This window comes from Erwinia persicina (assembly GCF_014838825.1).
GTDB lineage: Bacteria > Pseudomonadota > Gammaproteobacteria > Enterobacterales > Enterobacteriaceae > Erwinia > Erwinia persicina_A.
Map to the genome: position 1 here is coordinate 1 of NZ_JACYMO010000002.1, position 13,406 is coordinate 13,406.

Below are 13,406 nucleotides of genomic sequence, written 5' to 3' on the forward strand. Positions count from 1 at the left end.
GCTTAATCCAGCCGGGCAAGCCAACGCAGAACGGATTTATTGAGAGTTTTAACGGACGCTTTCGCGATGAATGCCTGAATGAGCACTGGTTCAGCGATATTACTCACGCCAGGAAAATCATTAATGACTGGCGGCAGGATTATAACGAGTGCCGTCCACATTCGTCGCTGAATTACCAGACACCATCTGAGTTTGCAGCGGGCTGGAGAAACAGAAAATTAGAAGGTAATCAAACCGACATTACTAACTGATCGTTGTATCTGAGACTGGGGGCAGGTCAGAGCTGTTGCACCTGAAACGACAAAGCCTTGGTTAATTATGGTTGTTAAGCGCGCAAGGTCTTCCGCTGAAGTATTGTACTGTCGCGTGCCACGCTCAAGCCTTGCGTAAAGAGTTGCTGTACCATCAAGACTAGAGCGAGTTGCCTGAGTAATATCGAAAACGCGCTGAGTGACATCATTGGACTATGGAGGTTTAAATGAAGGTGAATTATCCGACAGGAGTTGAAAACCATGGAGGGTTTTTGCGTATCTGGTTCATGTATCAGGGGCAGAGGGTACGCGAAGGATTGGGGGTTTCAGACACAGCTAAAAACAGGAAGGCGGCGGGAGAGCTTCGGGCTAGTGTGGCGTATTCGATTAAAGTTGGCACATTTGATTACGCCAGGCAGTTTCCAGACTCATCAAACCTGACCAAATTCGGTGTTGCGCGGGAGGAGCTGACCGTGGGGGAATTGGCGGCGAAGTGGCTTGCAATAAAAGAAACGGAGATCTCGAAGAATTCCCACGACTCCTACACAACAAGGGTAAAAACGTCTATTTCTTTGCTTGGTGAGAATAAGATGGTTTCTGGGTTACGTTCGGAGAGCATGCAGGCACTCCGAACATGCCTTCTGAAAGGAAGCTTTACGCAGGGAAGGAATAACGCCGTCACTAAGACTGGGAGGTCTGTGGCGTACGTAAACACGTGCATGACTGATATGTTCTCAATGCTGAAATTCGCCCATGATAACGGATATATTGAGCGCAACCCTATGGCTGCTATTGGCAGGCTGAAGAGAGACAAGAAGAGGCCAGACCCGATAGAAAGAGATGAATTTCATCGCCTCATTGACTCAATGAAAACGCGGCAGCTTCGTAATTTCTGGTCACTGGCAGTCTACACAGGCCTGCGTCACGGTGAGCTATGCGCTCTGGCGTGGGAAGATATCGATCTGAAGAAATGGACTCTCAATGTAAGCAGAAATCTTACAAAGAAAGGTGACTTTACACCGCCCAAAACTGATGCAGGATTCCGAAGCGTGTATCTGATTGAGGCAGCTAGAAATGTCATTCGGGATCAGATGGAACTCACCAGGATGAAGAAGTCAATTTTAGTCCAGGTTGCCGGGCGCGAATACGGGAAAGCGGAAAGCGAAGAGTTAACTTTCATCTTCAATCCGAAAATAAACGCCATTAATAACGTCAGTAATGATTACTACACAGTATCATCTATTTCTCAGACATGGCGGGCAGGCATGATCAAAGCAGGATTGAGATTGCGCAAAGCGTACCAGTCCCGACACACTTATGCGTGCTGGTCCCTGTCAGCTGGAGCAAATCCAAACTTCATAGCAAGCCAGATGGGTCATGCCGACGCACAGATGGTCTATCAGGTTTATGGGGCGTGGATGGCCGAAAATGATGATGCGCAATTAAGCCTGATGAACTCGAAATTGAACGAGTTTGCCCCACTGATGCCCCAAAGCCACACAGGATAGTAACTTAACCTATAAAATACAGTTAGTTGCCTAACCTAAACCTGCATGTTCATGATGTCGCTGTACGCACTGACCAGCTTGTTACGCACCTGGATCCCCATCTGCATGGAGACGCTGGACTTCTGCATATCAACCATAACGTCATTCAGCGAGACGCCCTCTTTACCCATCTGGAAATTTTGTGCCTGCGCACGTGATTCCGTCTGTACTTCACTGATCTTGTTCAGGGCTGCTTTCAGCTCTGCCCCAAAATCTGCGCCGGACGTACTGTCTGCGCCCTTGCCACCCGCCGCCTGCATTGCCGTGGTCTGCAGCGCCTGCATCACACTTTCAATACCCTGAATAGCCATGAATTCCCCCGAACGAACGATGTAGTGATTACGATTGCTGACAAACTTAACACAATGTCAATAAGACAAAGCCCCTAAATAGCCGCATAAATCACAGCTTATCCAGCCATCGATTTTCTCGTTTCAGAAAATAATGGCAGTCCATTGAGGTGGAAATTTTTTAAGCCAGCGCATCAGGGAGTCAGTTTTGTTACGACACTACACGCAGCAGTCCGGTCAACTGTCAGGCAGGAACGAGTCATGAATGCAACTGTCACGCAGGATAATCCAGAGAAGAAAGGTCTGAATGACCTGTTCGCTCGCCTACGCGCAAACCCCCGCATCCCGATTATTGTCGCGGCGGCCGCGGTTGTTGCCATCATCATTGCGATGGTGCTGTGGGCTAAGCAGCCAGATTATCGCGTTCTTTTTAGCAACCTCAGCAATGAGGATGGCGGTACTATCGTCACGCAGCTGACCCAGATGAACGTACCTTATAAGTTCGACGATCAGGGTGGTGCGCTGTTAGTTCCTGCCGCACAGGTACACGAGCTGCGTCTGCGCCTCGCTTCACAGGGCTTACCGAAAGGTGGCGCGGTGGGCTTTGAGCTGCTGGATAAAGAGAAGTTTGGTATCAGCCAGTTTAGCGAACAGATTAACTACCAGCGTGCGCTGGAAGGTGAACTGTCACGCACTATCGAAACGCTCGGCCCGGTGAAGAGTGCCCGCGTCCACCTGGCCATGCCGAAACCCACGCTGTTCGTGCGCGAACAGAAATCACCTTCTGCCTCCGTAACCCTGGCCCTGCAGCCGGGTCGTGCGCTTGATGAAGGCCAGATCAACGCGGTTGTGCATATGGTGTCCAGCAGCGTCGCGGGGATGCCCCCGGGTAATGTGACCGTCGTTGACCAGGCCGGTCGCCTGCTGACTCAGAACGATCCAACCGGGCGTGACCTCAATGACACCCAGTTAAAATACGCCAACGATGTGGAAACACGTTATCAGCAGCGTATCGAAACCATCCTCGGCCCGATTGTTGGTAACGGTAACGTTCATGCCCAGGTCACCGCGCAGATCGACTTTAACAAGCGTGAGCAGACGGACGAGCAGTACAAACCCAACAGCAATCCTGACCAGCAGGCCATTCGCTCACGCCAGACCAGCGACAGCGAACAACTGGGTGGTCAATACCCTGGCGGCGTTCCGGGTGCCCTTTCAAACCAGCCAGCTCCGGCGAATGCAGGTCCGATTACCACGCCAAATAACAATGCGAACACTGCCAACGCAAATAATGCAAATGGCGCGGCGGGCGCGAATACAGCAAATAACGCTGCGGCGAATGCCGCGACGTCGACGGCACAGAAAGCCGTACCGTCCAATACCCGCAGCGACAACACCACGAACTATGAAGTTAACCGCACCATCCTGCATACCAAGATGAATGTTGGAGAAGTGCAGCGTCTGTCGGTGGCCGTAGTCGTGAACTACCGTACGGATGCCGCCGGCAAGCCGGTGGCACTGAATGAAGCACAGATTAAACAGATTGAAGACCTGACCCGTGAAGCGATGGGCTTCTCAGAACAGCGTGGAGACAGCCTGAACGTCGTCAACTCGCCGTTTACCGCCAACGAAGACCTGGCTGATGACCTGCCATTCTGGAAACAGCCGGCATTTATCGAACAGATGTTTGAAGCGGGCCGCTGGTTACTGGTGCTGATTGTCGCCTTCATCCTGTATCGCAAACTGGTTCGCCCTCAGCTGCGTCGCCGGGCTGAGCAGGAGAAAGCAGCGCTTGAAGCGGCATCGGTGGCTGCGGCACGTCGCGCTGAAGATGAAGAGTCCGGTATCTCCGTCAAGCTGTCGAAAGATGAACTTGATCAGGAACGTAAATCTCAGCACCGCATGAGTGCTGAGGTCATGAGCCAGCGTATTCGTGAGATGTCAGAAAATGACCCACGCGTTGTCGCTCTGGTTATTCGCCAGTGGATGAAGGACGAACTATGAGTCTCACCGGTACTGAAAAAAGCGCCATTCTGATGATGACGATTGGCGAAGATCGCGCGGCCGAGGTGTTCAAACACCTCGACTCCCGCGAGGTGCAGCATCTCAGCTCTGCCATCTCCAACATGCGTCAGGTGTCTCATAAGCAGCTGACCGACGTGCTGCGCGAATTTGAAATTGATGCGGAACAGTATGCGGCCCTGAGCCTGAATTCCAATGACTACCTGCGTTCCGTGCTGATCAAGGCGCTGGGCGAAGAGAAAGCCTCCACCCTGCTGGAAGATATTCTCGAAACGCGCGAAACCACCTCCGGGATGGACACGCTTAACTTTATGGAACCTCAGGCGGCTGCCGACCTGATCCGCGACGAACATCCACAGATCATCGCCACCATCCTGGTTCACCTCAAGCGTGGCCAGGCGGCCGATATTCTGGCCCAGTTCGACGAGCGTCTGCGTCACGACGTGATGCTGCGTATTGCCACCTTCGGCGGCGTACAGCCAGCCGCGCTGGCAGAACTGACCGAAGTGCTCAACGGCCTGCTGGATGGTCAGAATCTCAAGCGTGCGAAGATGGGCGGTGTACGTACCGCAGCCGAGATTATCAACCTGATGAAAACACAGCAGGAAGAAGCGGTTATCGAAGCGGTTCGCGAGTTCGACGGCGAGCTGGCACAAAAAATCATCGACGAAATGTTCCTGTTCGAAAACCTTGTCGAAGTGGACGATCGCAGCATTCAGCGCCTGTTGCAGGAAGTGGAATCCGAATCACTGCTGGTGGCACTGAAAGGCTCCGAACAGCCGCTGCGCGAGAAGTTCCTGCGCAATATGTCGCAGCGTGCGGCCGATATTCTGCGCGACGACCTCGCCAACCGTGGTCCGATGCGTATGTCTGCAGTCGAAAACGAACAGAAAGCGATTCTGTTGATTGTCCGTCGTCTGGCCGAAAGTGGCGAGATGGTGATTGGTGGCAGCGAGGAAACTTATGTCTGATAACGCTTCCCTGCCCTGGCAGCGCTGGCAGCCCAACGATCTGGCGAGCCTGGACCGGCCGCTGATCGAAGAGCTGGTGTTACCCGACGTCACGGAAGAGCCGGTTGATGAGCAGCAGTTTCAGTTAGAACAGCTTCAGGCCCAGGTGCGCAATGAAGCCCAGGGTCTGGGCTATGCGGAAGGCCAGCAGCGCGGTTTTGCTGAAGGCCAGAAGGCCGGCTACGACGCCGGATTCCAGCAGGGACTGGCTGATGCCCAGCAGCAGCAGGCGCCTTTACAGGCGCGGATGCAGCAGCTCGTTTCAGAATTTCATCACACGCTGGAAGCGCTGGACAGCGTTATCGCTTCCCGCCTGATGCAGCTGGCACTGGAGGCGGCCCGCCAGGTGATCGGCCAGGCCCCGCACGTCGATGGTACCGCCCTGCACCGTCAGATTCAGGGCATGCTGCAGCAGGAGCCCATGTTCAGCGGCAAACCAACGCTGCGCGTCCATCCCGACGATCTGCCGCGCGTGGAAACCACGCTGGGCGCCACGCTCAGTCTGCACGGCTGGCGTCTGCTGGGTGACAGCACCATCCATCCCGGCGGCTGCAAGGTCAGCGCCGAGGATGGCGATCTGGATGCCAGTATTGCAACCCGCTGGCACGAACTGTGCCGCCTGGCCGCACCGGGAGAATTGTAATGACCACTCGCCTGTCGCGCTGGCTTGGTGTACTCGACAATTTCGAAAAGCGTCTGGCTCAGGTGCCGGACGTCCGTCGTTATGGTCGCCTGATCCGCGCTACCGGCCTGGTACTGGAAGCCACGGGCTTACAGCTGCCGCTGGGTGCCACCTGCGTCATTGAACGTCACGACAGCCAGGGCGTCAGTGAAGTCGAAAGTGAAGTAGTCGGTTTTAACGGCCAGAAACTGCTGCTGATGCCGCTGGAAGAGGTCGAAGGGATCCTGCCCGGTGCCCGCGTCTATGCGCGAATTGCAGGCGATAAGCAGAACAGCGGTAAGCAGATGATGCTGGGGCCGGAGCTGCTCGGACGCGTGCTGGACGGCAGCGGACGTCCGCTGGACGGCCTGCCTGCACCGGAAACCGGCTATCGTGCGCCGCTGAATACGCCACCGTTTAACCCGTTACAGCGTACCCCTATTACGGACGTTCTCGATACCGGTGTGCGGGCAATCAATGCCCTGCTGACCGTTGGACGTGGCCAGCGCATGGGCCTGTTTGCAGGCTCTGGGGTCGGGAAAAGTGTGCTGCTGGGCATGATGGCCCGCTACACCAAAGCCGATGTGATTGTTGTGGGCCTGATCGGTGAGCGTGGCCGTGAAGTAAAAGACTTTATCGAGAATATTCTCGGTACAGAGGGACGCGCCCGTTCGGTGGTCATTGCCGCACCGGCCGATGTCTCTCCTTTATTACGTATGCAGGGAGCATCTTACGCCACACGTATTGCCGAAGATTTTCGCGATCGCGGTCAGCATGTCCTGCTGATTATGGACTCCCTGACCCGTTACGCCATGGCCCAGCGTGAAATTGCGCTGGCTATCGGTGAACCTCCGGCGACCAAAGGCTATCCACCGTCTGTGTTTGCCAAACTGCCGGCACTGGTGGAGCGCGCCGGGAACGGTATCGACGGCGGCGGCTCGATTACCGCTTTCTATACCGTGCTGACCGAAGGGGATGACCAGCAGGATCCGATCGCTGACTCCGCGCGCGCCATTCTGGACGGTCATATCGTTCTTTCCCGCCGTCTGGCGGAATCCGGTCACTATCCGGCCATTGATATTGAAGCCTCGATCAGCCGCGTAATGGCGCACCTGATCGATGATACCCACTACGCGCGGGTTCGCCAGTTTAAGCAGCTACTGTCCAGCTACCAGCGTAACCGCGATCTGGTCAGCGTGGGGGCCTATGCGGCGGGAACCGATCCAACGTTGGATAAAGCCATCAAGCTGTATCCCGAGCTGGAAGCGTTTCTGCAGCAAGGTATGTTTGAGCGCAGCACCTTCGACGACGCCAGTCTGCATCTGCAGGCCATTTTTGGATAAGTTTCATCTGACAACGCATCACGCCCTGCTGTGTGACGCCGCCTGACTGGAGGGCTTTATGACAAAGACCGTTTCCGCTATCGACACGCTGCGCGACCTTGCGCATAAAGACGTGGAAAAAGCCGCCATTCAGTTGGGTGACGTGCGTCGCGCGCAAAAACAGGCCGATGAGCAGCTGACCATGCTGCTTAATTATCAGGATGAATACCGTAAAAATCTCAATACCACCATGAGCGAAGGGATCGCCAGCACCCGCTGGTACAACTATCACCAGTTTATTCAGACGCTGGAAAATGCGATTGAGCAGCATCGCCAGCAGCTGCTGCACTGGAACACCCGGGTGGAGAACGCGCTGCGCCTGTGGCGCGACAAACAGCAGCGGCTGCATGCCTACGAGACTTTGCAGTCCCGTGCCCTTGCGACCGCTCTCTTACAAGAAAACCGTCTCGATCAGAAACGGAATGATGAATTTGCCCAACGGGCATCACTGAGGAAAGGCGAATGATTACCTTACCAACGGCCGCCACGACAGCGGCCAGCGCCGGCGCTAAAAGTACACCTTCCACTGGCGAGGCCCGTGAAGGCGACCTGACCAGCACCGGCGGCGACGCACTTTCTACCGGTGAGACCTCACAGCAGGGATTTATCACCCTGCTGGGTAACCACCTTTTATCGCTGGCCCAACAGGGCGGCACCGCCGGGGTGAAAGTCGACGCCGGTGAGGCTATGACAGAAACCGGGGGAAAAACGGCGAAAAAGCCGGGGATCGGCGATCTGCTGGCAGCCCTGGATAAACCTGAAACCCTCACCGCCCTGCTTCAGCCTCAGCAGGAGCGCGTCAACACAAAAGACGACGTCGCCAGCGATGAGAAAGATGCCCCGGCCGTGAGCCTCAGCGACAGCGACCTGCAGACGCTTCAGGCACTTTACGCCATGCTACCGAATAATACGGTAGTACCGACGGCCAGCTCCGCCGCAAAAAGCAGTGACCTGCTCTCCAGCGGTCTGAATAAAAGTGAAAAACAGTCAACGCTGAGTGCGTTAAGCGCTGCCCTGGGGAAAGTAACCGCTGAAGAAGGGGATGATACTGACGCCAGGTCAAAAAACAGCGATAGCGGGCTTTTGGTTTCAGTTAACGCAAAATCTTCTGAGGGCACGGCGGCGGTTAAGGGGTCAGTCAATCCTGCTGCTGCCAGTATCGACCCGGCTTTTCAGCAGGTTATGAGCAATATCAGCAAAGATTTCGATAAAGAAAATTCAAGTTCTGTGCCTGCGGCGACGATAACCAATAATGTGATCAGTACCGCGTCTTCATTACTGACTCCGACGACAACGTCGGTAGTAAGTGCACCGGCCACCCCCATGCTGAATTCTCAGCTGGGGAGTCCGGAATGGCAGCAGGCACTGGGACAACAGATCCTGATGTTCAGCCGCAACGGGCAGCAAACCGCCGAGTTGCATCTGCATCCGCAGGACCTGGGCAGCATCCAGATCAGCCTGAAACTGGATAATGACCAGGCCCAGCTGAGTATGGTGTCAAACCACAGCCAGGTCAGGGCAGCACTGGAGGCAGCGATGCCTCAGCTGCGTGCCTCTCTGGCAGAAAGTGGCATCAACCTGGGTCAAAGTAATGTCAGTAGCGATGCCTTCCAGCAGGGTCAGTCCTTTAACGGCCAGCAGGAACAGCAGCGCAATAACAACGGAAGCCCGTTTAGTCTTGCTAATGAAAATGACAGTGATGTGACGCCAATTGCCGTTCCTGCCGCCCTGCAGGCGCGCGCAGCCGGTGCCAATGCTGTTGATATTTTCGCCTGACGGCAACAAACGCGTAAGCTGATGGCAAAACTCGCGTCTTTTCTGCCTATTGTTTGGCGCAAGACAAGGGATAATTTGCTCATAACGCCGTGGGACAGTGGATTACGTGGCACCGCCCCCGAAAATAATCACAGGAAGTTACAGCTAATATGACTGATAACGCTAAAGCCAAAAGCGGCAAACGTAAGCTCCTGATACCGGTGTTACTTATCGTGACTCTGGTCGCTTGCAGCGTGGCGGGCTATACAGTCTGGCGCATGATGAAAACTCCGGCTGATGCCGCTGCGGCAGCCAAGCCGGAGCCACCACCTGTGCCGGTGTTTTTTGCTCTGGATACTTTTACGGTTAACTTGATCAATCCTGACAACGATCCGGATCGCGTGCTTTACGTAGGATTTACCCTGCGTTTGCCGGACGAAGAGACCCGTCGTCGGATGAATGATTATCTGCCGGAAGTCCGTAGTCGTCTGCTGCTGTTGCTTTCGCGTCAAAGTGCCTCGGCGTTAGCGAATGAGCAAGGTAAGCAGGAATTAATGAAACAGATAAAACAGGTACTGGCACCTCCGCTGGTGCAGGGACAACCACAGCAGGTCGTGACGGATGTTCTTTTCACGGCCTTCATACTGCGGTGATGTAAATTTATGGGCGATAGCATTCTTTCTCAGGCAGAAATTGACGCACTACTCAATGGCGACAGCGATAGTGCGACAGAAGATAAGGTCAGTAGCGGCGGCGAAAGCGATATTCGCCCCTATGATCCCAATACGCAGCGCCGCGTGGTTCGTGAGCGTCTGCAGGCTCTGGAGATCATTAACGAACGTTTTGCGCGTTCTTATCGTATGGCGCTGTTCAACCTGCTGCGCCGCAGCCCGGATATTTCGGTCGGCGCGATTAAGATTCAGCCATACCATGAGTTCGCCCGCAATTTGCCGGTGCCAACTAACCTTAACCTTATCCACCTCAAGCCGCTGCGTGGCACGGCGCTGGTGGTATTCTCGCCGAGTCTGGTGTTTATCGCCGTAGATAACCTGTTTGGTGGTGACGGCCGTTTCCCGACGAAAGTTGAGGGACGCGAATTCACCCACACCGAGCAACGCGTCATCCGCCGTATGCTGAAGCTGGCACTCGACGGCTACAGCGATGCCTGGAAACCTATCTATCCGCTGGATGTGGAATACGTCCGTTCAGAGATGCAGGTGAAATTCACCAACATCACCACCTCACCTAACGATATCGTGGTCACCACGCCGTTCCAGGTTGAGATTGGTAACCTGACGGGCGAGTTTAATATCTGTATCCCTTTCAGCATGATCGAACCGCTGCGTGAAACGCTGGTTAACCCGCCGCTGGAAAACTCACGTAGCGAAGATGAAAACTGGCGTGACACGCTGGTCAAACAGGTTCAGCACTCAGAGCTGGAGCTGGTGGCTAATTTTGCCGAAGTGTCGATGAGAATTTCACGTCTGCTGGCCCTGAAGCCAGGCGACGTATTACCGATTGAAAAACCGGACCGCATCATCGCCCATGTGGATGGCGTGCCGGTGTTGACCAGCCAGTACGGAACGCTGAATAAGCAGTACGCTCTGCGCGTGGAACACCTGATCAACCCGATTTTGAATTCGCTGAATGAGGAACAGCCCGATGAGTGATACGAATAAGCCGTCCGACGACGACATCTCTGCGGACGACCTGTGGGCTGACGCAATGAATGAACAGGTAAAGTCGACCTCCACTGAAGGCGTTTTTAAGTCGCTGGATTTGGGTGATGTCTCCGGTTCTGTGCAGGATATCGATATGATTATGGATATCCCGGTCAAACTGACCGTTGAACTGGGCCGCACGAAAATGACCATCAAAGAGCTGCTGCGTCTGTCGCAGGGTTCCGTGGTGGCGCTGGACGGATTAGCGGGTGAGCCGCTGGATATCCTGATCAACGGTTATCTTATTGCTCAGGGTGAAGTAGTGGTCGTTGCCGATAAGTATGGCGTGCGCATTACTGACATTATCACCCCGACTGAACGTATGCGTCGTCTGAGTCGCTAAATGAATACCACCCAGCATCAGCCGGCCACTACCGCACCGGCCATTTCTACCGGCTCCATGCTCACCCAGGTGAGCGGTGTGCTGGCGGCGATTATTATCCTTATTCTCGCCTGTGCCTGGCTGGCAAAACGGCTGGGCTTTGCCTCACGCCGCAGCGGTAGCCAGACGCTGAATATCAGTGCAAGCTGCTCGCTGGGACAGCGTGAACGCGTGGTGATTGTCGATGTTGACAATGCGCGTCTGGTGCTGGGCGTCACCGCCCAGCAGATCACTCATCTGCATACCCTGCCCGCCAGCCCCGAGCCAGCCGTCACTGACGCCACTGAGCCTAAGCCCGATTTCCGTCAGGTTCTGCAGTCATTAATGAAAAGCACCGGAAAGAAAAAATGAAACGCATCCTTCCACTGCTGCTGCTCGGTCTGCTGATGCTGGCTCCCGACGTTTATGCCCAGCTGCCGGGCCTGGTCAGTAAACCGATGCCAGGCGGTGGCCAGAGCTGGTCACTGCCGGTACAGACGCTGGTGTTCATTACCTCACTGACGTTCCTCCCGGCCATTTTGCTGATGATGACCAGTTTTACCCGCATCATTATCGTTTTTGGTCTGCTACGTAATGCCCTGGGCACGCCGTCAGCACCGCCAAACCAGGTCCTGCTGGGTCTGTCGCTGTTCCTGACCTTCTTTATTATGAGCCCGGTGTTCGACAAAATTTATACCGATGCTTATCTGCCGTTCAGTGAAGATAAGATCAGCATGCAGGATGCCATCGAAAAAGGGGCCCAGCCGCTGCGCGAATTTATGCTGCGTCAGACCCGTGAAGCCGATCTGGCACTGTTTGCCCGCCTGGCCAACACGCCGCCGATTGCCGGTCCGGAAGCGGTGCCGATGCGTATTCTGCTGCCCGCCTATGTCACCAGTGAGCTGAAAACTGCTTTCCAGATTGGTTTTACCGTTTTTATTCCTTTCCTGATTATCGACCTGGTGGTAGCCAGCGTGCTGATGGCACTGGGAATGATGATGGTGCCGCCGGCGACCATATCCCTGCCCTTTAAGCTAATGCTGTTTGTGTTAGTGGACGGCTGGCAGTTACTGGTCGGTTCGCTGGCCCAGAGCTTTTATTCCTGACGCGGAGCCACAACAATGACACCTGAATCGGTAATGGTAATGGGGCACGAGGCCATGAAAATTGCCCTGGCGCTGGCCGCCCCGCTGCTGCTGGCAGCCCTGGTCAGCGGGTTGTTAATCAGCCTGCTGCAGGCCGCAACTCAGATCAACGAACAGACACTCTCCTTTATCCCTAAGATCCTCGCTGTGGTCACCACCATCGTGATTGCCGGTCCGTGGATGCTGAGTCTGGTACTCGACTATATGCGTACCCTGTTCAGTAACCTGCCTTATATGATCGGATAATGATTCTTTTTGACAGTAGTCAACTGCTGTTCTGGATCAGTCAGTTATTCTGGCCCCTCGCCCGCGTGCTGGCGCTGATCATGACCGCGCCGATACTCAGTGAAAAAGCGATCAGCCGCAAAGTCAAAATAGGCCTGGGGGTGATGATCACCTGGGTACTGGTGCCTTCACTGCCGCCGACGACGGTCACGCTGTTTTCCGTGGGCGGTTTCTGGCTGCTGATACAGCAAATACTGATTGGTATGGCAATCGGTTTTACCATGCAGTTTGCCTTTGCTGCGGTGCGTACGGCGGGGGAAGTGATTGGTTTGCAGATGGGACTTTCGTTTGCGACCTTCTTTGATCCCGGCAGCCGTCTGAACATGCCGGTGCTGGCCCGTTTTCTGGATATGCTGGCCATGCTGCTGTTTCTGTCGTTCAACGGCCACCTGTGGCTGATCTCAATGGTCGCCGACAGTTTTCATACCTTACCCATCGGTGGGGAACCCCTCAACGGCAATGCGTTTATGGTGCTGACCAAGGCCGCCAGTCTGATTTTCCTTAACGGTATGAGATTAGCGCTACCATTAATCACTTTGCTCCTCACCTTAAACCTGGCCCTGGGTTTGTTAAACCGCGTTTCACCTCAACTCTCTGTTTTTGCCATCGGCTTCCCGGTGACCTTATCAATCGGCATGGTGTTCATCATCCTGATGATGCCTCTGCTGGGGCCCTTCTGTGAACATTTGTTCAGTGAAGTGTTCGATTTACTGGCTACGCTGCTCAGTGAATTACCCGGTAAGTAATCTTACCTATTGCCCACTTTATGCAAAAGCATTGTTAAGCAATCAAAATACATTGGTGTATTTTTCGCCCCATTATTTGCAGAATTTCCTTAAGGAAATTCTGATAAATGCACCGCTGCGATGAAAATTATTCTTATTAAAACCCAGTTAGCGTATTTTAACTCCTCAAACCGATGATTTGTTGCGAAAGAGTTAACGGTCAAAAAACAGTCAACTAGCTGTTTTTTATA

At 54.4% G+C, this 13,406-nt stretch carries 16 protein-coding genes and 1 pseudogene; 15 read left to right on the forward strand and 2 right to left on the reverse strand.

Going from position 1 to position 13,406, the window contains the following annotated elements; genetic code table 11:
• Positions 1 to 251 (forward strand): integrase core domain-containing protein (locus IFU29_RS06030; protein WP_191933146.1); only part of this gene is annotated, 251 nt, incomplete at its 5' end.
• Here IFU29_RS06030 and IFU29_RS22460 read toward each other — a convergent pair.
• Positions 249 to 458 (reverse strand): annotated as a pseudogene (locus IFU29_RS22460) (tape measure protein); the annotation flags it as partial. The gene IFU29_RS06030 and the pseudogene IFU29_RS22460 sit on opposite strands and share 3 nt — an antisense overlap.
• A gap of 20 nt (positions 459 to 478) precedes the next feature.
• Between IFU29_RS22460 and IFU29_RS06035 the strand changes: the two are divergent.
• Positions 479 to 1,759 (forward strand): tyrosine-type recombinase/integrase, encoded by a 1,281-nt coding sequence (locus IFU29_RS06035; protein ID WP_191933147.1) that lies wholly within the window; start codon positions 479 to 481, stop codon positions 1,757 to 1,759.
• A gap of 35 nt (positions 1,760 to 1,794) precedes the next feature.
• On the opposite strand, the gene fliE is transcribed toward IFU29_RS06035, so the two are convergent.
• Positions 1,795 to 2,109 (reverse strand): flagellar hook-basal body complex protein FliE, encoded by a 315-nt coding sequence (gene fliE, locus IFU29_RS06040; protein WP_191933148.1) that lies wholly within the window; start codon positions 2,107 to 2,109, stop codon positions 1,795 to 1,797.
• 240 nt (positions 2,110 to 2,349) lie between these two features.
• Here fliE and fliF point away from each other — a divergent pair, with 240 nt between their 5' ends.
• The 13 genes from fliF to fliR all read left to right on the forward strand — a co-directional run bounded on the left by fliF (position 2,350) and on the right by fliR (position 13,176).
• Complete coding sequence (fliF, locus tag IFU29_RS06045; protein ID WP_191933149.1) at positions 2,350 to 4,092, forward strand: flagellar basal-body MS-ring/collar protein FliF; 1,743 nt, start codon at positions 2,350 to 2,352, stop codon at positions 4,090 to 4,092.
• Positions 4,089 to 5,081, forward strand: coding sequence for a flagellar motor switch protein FliG (gene fliG / locus IFU29_RS06050; RefSeq protein WP_062743693.1), 993 nt, complete (start codon positions 4,089 to 4,091; stop codon positions 5,079 to 5,081). The genes fliF and fliG overlap by 4 nt, the downstream gene beginning before the upstream one ends.
• The gene (gene fliH / locus IFU29_RS06055; RefSeq protein ID WP_191933150.1) at positions 5,074 to 5,763 is read left to right on the forward strand and encodes a flagellar assembly protein FliH; all 690 of its coding nucleotides are present in this window, start codon (positions 5,074 to 5,076) and stop codon (positions 5,761 to 5,763) included. Before fliG ends, fliH begins: the two co-directional genes overlap by 8 nt.
• Positions 5,763 to 7,124 (forward strand): flagellar protein export ATPase FliI, encoded by a 1,362-nt coding sequence (gene fliI / locus IFU29_RS06060; RefSeq protein ID WP_062743695.1) that lies wholly within the window; start codon positions 5,763 to 5,765, stop codon positions 7,122 to 7,124. The genes fliH and fliI overlap by 1 nt, the downstream gene beginning before the upstream one ends.
• Positions 7,125 to 7,182: 58 nt before the next feature.
• Positions 7,183 to 7,629 (forward strand): flagellar export protein FliJ, encoded by a 447-nt coding sequence (fliJ, locus tag IFU29_RS06065; protein ID WP_137268853.1) that lies wholly within the window; start codon positions 7,183 to 7,185, stop codon positions 7,627 to 7,629.
• Positions 7,626 to 8,939, forward strand: coding sequence for a flagellar hook-length control protein FliK (locus tag IFU29_RS06070; protein ID WP_191933151.1), 1,314 nt, complete (start codon positions 7,626 to 7,628; stop codon positions 8,937 to 8,939). Before fliJ ends, IFU29_RS06070 begins: the two co-directional genes overlap by 4 nt.
• A gap of 149 nt (positions 8,940 to 9,088) precedes the next feature.
• Positions 9,089 to 9,571, forward strand: a complete 483-nt coding sequence (gene fliL / locus IFU29_RS06075) for a flagellar basal body-associated protein FliL (RefSeq protein ID WP_062743698.1) — start codon at positions 9,089 to 9,091, stop codon at positions 9,569 to 9,571.
• 9 nt (positions 9,572 to 9,580) lie between these two features.
• The gene (gene fliM, locus IFU29_RS06080; protein ID WP_062743699.1) at positions 9,581 to 10,588 is read left to right on the forward strand and encodes a flagellar motor switch protein FliM; all 1,008 of its coding nucleotides are present in this window, start codon (positions 9,581 to 9,583) and stop codon (positions 10,586 to 10,588) included.
• A complete protein-coding gene (gene fliN / locus IFU29_RS06085; RefSeq protein ID WP_062743700.1) occupies positions 10,581 to 10,982 on the forward strand; it encodes a flagellar motor switch protein FliN in 402 nt (133 codons plus the stop codon). The genes fliM and fliN overlap by 8 nt, the downstream gene beginning before the upstream one ends.
• Entirely contained in the window at positions 10,983 to 11,372 is a 390-nt protein-coding gene (fliO, locus tag IFU29_RS06090) for a flagellar biosynthetic protein FliO (protein ID WP_191933152.1), read from the forward strand.
• Complete coding sequence (fliP, locus tag IFU29_RS06095; protein WP_191933153.1) at positions 11,369 to 12,106, forward strand: flagellar type III secretion system pore protein FliP; 738 nt, start codon at positions 11,369 to 11,371, stop codon at positions 12,104 to 12,106. The genes fliO and fliP overlap by 4 nt, the downstream gene beginning before the upstream one ends.
• 15 nt (positions 12,107 to 12,121) lie before the next feature.
• Positions 12,122 to 12,391, forward strand: coding sequence for a flagellar biosynthesis protein FliQ (gene fliQ, locus IFU29_RS06100; RefSeq protein WP_191933154.1), 270 nt, complete (start codon positions 12,122 to 12,124; stop codon positions 12,389 to 12,391).
• Entirely contained in the window at positions 12,391 to 13,176 is a 786-nt protein-coding gene (fliR, locus tag IFU29_RS06105) for a flagellar biosynthetic protein FliR (RefSeq protein ID WP_191933155.1), read from the forward strand. The genes fliQ and fliR overlap by 1 nt, the downstream gene beginning before the upstream one ends.
• The last annotated feature ends 230 nt before the right edge of the window (positions 13,177 to 13,406 follow it).

What these genes read in the sequence shown, in the direction of transcription:
- IFU29_RS06035 (WP_191933147.1), top strand. Translation starts at nt 479, where the DNA reads ATGAAGGTGAATTATCCGACAGGAGTTGAAAACCATGGAGGGTTTTTG.
- fliE (WP_191933148.1), bottom strand. Translation starts at nt 2,109, where the DNA reads ATGGCTATTCAGGGTATTGAAAGTGTGATGCAGGCGCTGCAGACCACG.
- fliP (WP_191933153.1), top strand. Translation starts at nt 11,369, where the DNA reads ATGAAACGCATCCTTCCACTGCTGCTGCTCGGTCTGCTGATGCTGGCT.
- fliI (WP_062743695.1), top strand. Translation starts at nt 5,763, where the DNA reads ATGACCACTCGCCTGTCGCGCTGGCTTGGTGTACTCGACAATTTCGAA.
- fliM (WP_062743699.1), top strand. Translation starts at nt 9,581, where the DNA reads ATGGGCGATAGCATTCTTTCTCAGGCAGAAATTGACGCACTACTCAAT.
- fliQ (WP_191933154.1), top strand. Translation starts at nt 12,122, where the DNA reads ATGACACCTGAATCGGTAATGGTAATGGGGCACGAGGCCATGAAAATT.
- IFU29_RS06070 (WP_191933151.1), top strand. Translation starts at nt 7,626, where the DNA reads ATGATTACCTTACCAACGGCCGCCACGACAGCGGCCAGCGCCGGCGCT.
- fliN (WP_062743700.1), top strand. Translation starts at nt 10,581, where the DNA reads ATGAGTGATACGAATAAGCCGTCCGACGACGACATCTCTGCGGACGAC.
- fliL (WP_062743698.1), top strand. Translation starts at nt 9,089, where the DNA reads ATGACTGATAACGCTAAAGCCAAAAGCGGCAAACGTAAGCTCCTGATA.
- fliG (WP_062743693.1), top strand. Translation starts at nt 4,089, where the DNA reads ATGAGTCTCACCGGTACTGAAAAAAGCGCCATTCTGATGATGACGATT.
- fliO (WP_191933152.1), top strand. Translation starts at nt 10,983, where the DNA reads ATGAATACCACCCAGCATCAGCCGGCCACTACCGCACCGGCCATTTCT.
- fliH (WP_191933150.1), top strand. Translation starts at nt 5,074, where the DNA reads ATGTCTGATAACGCTTCCCTGCCCTGGCAGCGCTGGCAGCCCAACGAT.
- fliJ (WP_137268853.1), top strand. Translation starts at nt 7,183, where the DNA reads ATGACAAAGACCGTTTCCGCTATCGACACGCTGCGCGACCTTGCGCAT.
- fliF (WP_191933149.1), top strand. Translation starts at nt 2,350, where the DNA reads ATGAATGCAACTGTCACGCAGGATAATCCAGAGAAGAAAGGTCTGAAT.
- fliR (WP_191933155.1), top strand. Translation starts at nt 12,391, where the DNA reads ATGATTCTTTTTGACAGTAGTCAACTGCTGTTCTGGATCAGTCAGTTA.